Annotated in this window: 3 protein-coding genes and 1 other annotated feature; of the genes, 1 reads left to right on the top strand and 2 read right to left on the bottom strand. The window is 33.7% G+C overall.

Annotation, left to right across the window (positions count from 1 at the left end):
• Positions 1 to 289 precede the first annotated feature (289 nt).
• Together V7014_RS17515 and V7014_RS17510 are read right to left on the bottom strand one after the other, a co-directional pair.
• Entirely contained in the window at positions 290 to 1,504 is a 1,215-nt protein-coding gene (locus V7014_RS17515) for a Zn-dependent hydrolase (protein WP_335508737.1), read from the bottom strand.
• On the bottom strand, positions 1,497 to 2,207 hold the full coding sequence (locus V7014_RS17510; RefSeq protein WP_335508735.1) for an L-2-amino-thiazoline-4-carboxylic acid hydrolase: 711 nt from the start codon (positions 2,205 to 2,207) through the stop codon (positions 1,497 to 1,499). Before V7014_RS17510 ends, V7014_RS17515 begins: the two co-directional genes overlap by 8 nt.
• Positions 2,208 to 2,421: 214 nt before the next feature.
• Between V7014_RS17510 and V7014_RS17505 the strand changes: the two genes are divergently transcribed.
• On the top strand, positions 2,422 to 3,891 hold the full coding sequence (locus V7014_RS17505) for a sodium/proline symporter (protein WP_335508733.1): 1,470 nt from the start codon (positions 2,422 to 2,424) through the stop codon (positions 3,889 to 3,891).
• Positions 3,892 to 4,066: 175 nt separating this feature from the next.
• Positions 4,067 to 4,291, top strand: a binding site (T-box leader).
• Positions 4,292 to 4,385: the final 94 nt, after the last annotated feature.

The raw sequence follows: 4,385 nt of genomic DNA, 5'->3' as shown, positions 1-4,385 counted from the left end.
GCACTATATAAAAAAATGTGGGTATATAGATGAAGGCGTTCGTAAAATGGGCAAAAAGGGACAATTAATATTAATGAGTTATTATTTATAATTTATAGTAGGCGGGATGTTTAACTATTCTGCTTCAGAAATTAAACTACTTTTATTTTAAAAATTTAATGGGGATTTTGGTCATATGAACTATGGAACATATGACCAAAATCAAAAGGTGTAAAGATTGATTCATCTAGAAATAGTGCCATATTCTTTGTAATAACGGAGAATATGCAGTTCAATATAATGCAAAAATTTATTGATCTAGTTTTACTATTGTTTTATATAAAACCTTTACTACTTTATCAATGTCATCTTCAGATGTAAACTCTTTAGGATTATGGCTTATGCCATCTTTAGACCTGACAAATATCATTCCAATTGGGAAGGATCCTTTAAATTGCATTGCGTCATGACCGGCGCCGCTTGGTAATGAAATGACTGTTTCATTAATCTCTTGAATGCTCTCTTTAATAGCATTTTGAATATCTGAATCACAATGAACTGGGTCGACACGTTGTAATTCGGTCACTTGTAGGTTTAATTGTCGTTCTTTAGCGATTGTTTCAGCAAAAAGTAAAATGTCTTTTTCAAGATTATTTCGTGTTTCTTCGTCAATATCCCTAATATCAATTGTCCATTCAACTTCACCAGGAATTACATTTACTCCATTTGGTTTGACAAGTAATTTACCCACAGTTGCTACAGAAGAACCATAATGTTTAGCAATTTTTTCTACTTCAGCGATGATTAGACTTGAGCCTATTAAAGCATCTTGTCGTTGATTCATTGGAGTGGTGCCTGCATGCTCAGCTAGCCCTGTTAATTGAAATTTAAGCCATAATGGACCTGCAATTCCAGTTACATTACCAACTGCTACGCCATTGCTTTCTAGTACTTTTCCTTGCTCAATATGGACTTCTAGGTATAGTTTTACATTCTCCATTTTAGCACTCGAAAGAGTTTGTTTATCTAAACCATAATCAGCAATAGCTTGTTCAATTGTTATTCCTTCTTCATCAATCCTCTGTAAATCAGTGGTTGATAGTGTACCCGCGATAGCTCTACTACCTATCATACCGAAACCAAATCGAGTACCTTCTTCATCTTTGAACGCAACGACTTTAACAGGATGTCTCAAGTTTATCCTTTGTTCCTGAAATGAGTGAATCACTTCGATGGCAACTAAAACTCCTAAACTACCATCATATTTCCCACCACTAGGTACGGTATCTATATGTGATCCTAATAGAATAGTAGGTAGATCTTCACTTCCGTCTTTACTTCCGATAAGATTACCAACTGCATCATAATGAACAGTTAGCCCAGCTGATTTCATATATTGCTCAACTAATTCATTAGCTTGCTTCTCATTGTCAGTATAAGAAAAACGATTAATTCCACCGTCGCAAGTTCTTCCTATCAGTGATAATTCCTCAATATGTTCACTTAATCGTTGAATATTAATCATTTGAATCAGATTCCTTTAATTTAAATCTAAAATGGCAATTGCCTTCCTTCAGCACATATTTATCATGCTCAACTTCAAATTTATTATTGTATCCGCGTGCAACAGCAGGGTCAATCATTTCACAGTATAAAATACCATACTCATGCATGTTATCATCTGCCCATTGTTGCCCGAAAGGACAAGCGGTAAAGTTTTGTTCAATTTCTTCAGGTTTAAAATCAGATGTATATGTGAATAAATCACTTCTACCCATATCATAATTAGATAAGTAGTTATTAATCGTATTCTTCTCCCCATTTGCTCGCGCTCTTTGAGCAATTCCTCGGCCACGCTCTTCACCAAATGTGCGGACTCCTTCACGTACAGCATCTTTTCCTTCATCACCAAATTGATCAACTACAGCTTTACTTAGTTGTCCAAATAACTTCGCCATTAGCGCGTAAATCGTAAGGTCCTTATAAATATTTTCAGCTTCATGATTATTTGGAATATAGTTGAATAACGTATGATTTTCTCCATCTATAGTCGCTTGCTTTGCAATGTCTTCTGCGTCTTTGTATCCGAAATTTTCAACTGCTTGTTGAAGAAGTTCGCTTCCTTTTTTACCGTATTTAGATACAACTGATTTTTCTACATGTGTAAAAAGTTTAGCTGTAATAGCGTACATGGATAAAGGCGGTATAATAAGTTTTTTATCAGTCAATTGGAACACTCCTCTAATTATGCTTACAAATAAATTATATTAAAAGTTTATAAGTATTATATAATTTGCAGGCACTTAAAGCAATTCATATGAGTTTACTAAGGATTATTATGTTATTAGGAGTTTTATTTTATTGACAATTCCTATGTTTTAATTTAAATTTATTTTGTTAATTCGTATGAGATTACTAAGATTTAAGTGAGGAGGGAATTGAATGAACTTCGAAGGAAACTTTATTATTTATATAGAGATCGTCATATATTTATTAGCAATGCTAGGAATTGGAGTTTATTTTAGTAGAAAAGATTTAGATCATAATGATTATTTTTTAGGGGGTAATAAATTACCAGGATGGGCATTAGCATTTTCTGAAAGAGCAACAGGTGAATCTGCGTATATGTTTTTAGGTGCGGTCGGTTTTATTTATGTAACTGGATTATCAGGAATATGGATATTATCAGGTATGTTTTTAGGTGTAGTTTTTTCTTGGTTGTTATTGGCAAAGAGATTTATGAATGAAAGAAAGAAATATAATGTCAATACATTACCAGACTATTTAGCTGTTAAATTTCCAAATCACAGTAATATTATTCGCGTATTATCCGCTTTAATTATGGGGACTTTTTCTGTCTTTTACATAGCGGGTCAATTTTCAGGTACCGGTAAAACACTTTATTCGATTTCCGGTGTCAATATTACAATTGGAACTGTGGTTATTGCATTAATTATTATTGCCTACTCATGCATGGGTGGTTTTCTGTCCGTTGTATGGACTGATACAGTACAAAGCTTTTTAATGGTTTTAACATTTATCATTGTACCCATTGTCGCATTTATTCAGATTCAAAATAATGATTTATCCATCTCTCATTCACTAACTGAAATGGGGAATGGAGCTGATAGTTGGTTAGGTGGATTAACTGGGTTAGCATTAGGAGCAATGTTAATGACCAACTTTTCTTGGTTCTTTGGATGGCTTGGTGGACAACCTCAATTAAGCTCTCGTTTTATGGCATTAAACAATGAAAAAGAACTTCGAACAGCAAAATGGGTTGCGTTTATTTGGACACTTATCGTTTATGTAGGGGCGTTTTTAGTAGGTATTTTCGGTTCGGTTCTCTATAAACAAGGAACGATTGATGATGCTGAAATGATTTTACCTTATATGGTTTCGGATTTACTACCACCTTGGGTAGCTGGGATTATTATTTCAAGTATATTAGCTGCTATCATGTCAACAGCTTCATCTCAACTATTGGTAGTCACTACATCAGTTAGTGAAGATATCATTCATAAATCGATGGGCATTAAAATGAAAAGTGATACATTAGTTAAATTATCTCGTCTCGTAGTGGTTATAGGTGGGTTATTAGGCCTTGTTATTTCATTATGGTCAGAATCCGTCATTTATGGTGTTGTAAGCTTTGCTTGGGCAGGAATAGGTAATACATTTTCATCTGTGATCTTATTAATTTTCTTCTGGAAAAAAACATCGGGAATTGGCGTAATAGCTACCATTATTACAGGTTTTATCAGTGCAATTCTATGGACGATTTCACCACTTGAGGCTATTGTTTCTGCGAAGTTTAGTACTTTCTTTATTTGCCTTTTCGTTGGAATAATAGTAAGTTTACTGTTTCCTGATCAAAAATCAGGTACAGAACTTAAGGAAAGTGCTGTTTAATTGTTAAGGAAGATGATGATAAGTTGAAAGATCAGATTTAATATTAATTATTAAAGCACCCATTTCGGGTGCTTTTTATGTGCTTTTCACAAATAAGCAAATATTACAAAATAGTATTGAAAATTTATATTTTGTATAGTACAATACCAATTATCAAAATTTAACTACAAGTATATAAAAAGCAATGATAAGGACAGAAGTTACTTTTTACGGTTTACAGAGAGGGAAGGGTTGCTGAAATCTTCCTAACGCAGTGAAGTAATTTACCACCTTTTGAGCTGTATTGGGGAAACCAAGTATCCAATATCGTAAATGCTACGTTACAGCACCAAAGCCATAAGTCATGTATTTGATTATGGGAAATTGGGTGGAACCACGAGAAAACGCACTCGTCCCTTGCATAGGGATGAGTGCGTTTTTTATTTTTTAGAAAAAGAATAATTAAAAGCGATGATAAGGACAAGAATTACTTTTACGGTTTACAGAGAGGGAAG

Origin of the sequence: Bacillus sp. JJ722, assembly GCF_036963345.1 — a bacterium.
Taxonomy (GTDB): Bacteria; Bacillota; Bacilli; order Bacillales; family DSM-1321; genus Bacillus_AD.
This window is presented reverse-complemented; position numbering and strand designations above follow the sequence as displayed.